General features: G+C 64.5%; 1 protein-coding gene. It reads left to right on the top strand.

The annotated features are described in order from the left end of the window. Positions 1-248: 248 nt before the first annotated feature. The coding region (locus tag ASG00_RS06235) for a substrate-binding domain-containing protein (protein WP_156456209.1) at positions 249-634 on the top strand (386 nt) is incomplete at its 3' end.

Below are 634 nucleotides of genomic sequence, written 5' to 3'. Positions count from 1 at the left end.
CCCGACGGAGATCAGGCCTACGCCGAGCGGCGTGCGCGTGGTCATCTCGGTCCTCCTTTGGATCGACATCGGTGCGCGGGCGGGGTTCCCGCGCGAGTCTGTGGCCAGCCTACGCGCTAGTTGACAGAATGTAAGAACAAATTGTCGAGAAATGCTGGACATCGTTCATTTGATCGGACATACTCTCATTCACGGGTCGGTCCCAGAGCCCGTCCGCACTCACTCAACGAAGAGAAGGAGCACCAGAGTTGGTCAAGAAGAAGCTCGCCATCATGGCGGCAGGCGTGGCGGTCCTCGCTCTCGCCCTCGCAGGTTGTTCGGGGAAGGCCTCGAGCAGCTCAACCGCAGACGCGGCGAACGCGTCGATCAAGATCTGCATCTACACGCACGGTGACGGCGGGACCTTCTGGTCCGTCGTGCAGAAGGGAGCGGAGGACGCCGCCAAGCAGCTCGGCGTCACGCTGGACTACCAGGGCTCGTCGAACGACTCCGCCAAGCAGGCCTCGACGATCTCCGCCGGAGTCAAGGGCGGCTGCTCGGCGATCGGCGCATCGGCTCCGGACCCGGGCGCCATCAAGGACGCGATGCTCGCGGCGAAGGCGGCGAACCTGCCGACCCTCACCCTGAACTCGGG

The sequence above is a fragment of the Microbacterium sp. Leaf351 genome, assembly GCF_001423825.1.
Classification (GTDB): Bacteria; Actinomycetota; Actinomycetes; order Actinomycetales; family Microbacteriaceae; genus Microbacterium; species Microbacterium ginsengisoli.
Note: the sequence above shows the minus strand (reverse complement) of the source record. Positions and strands in the feature narration are given on the sequence as shown.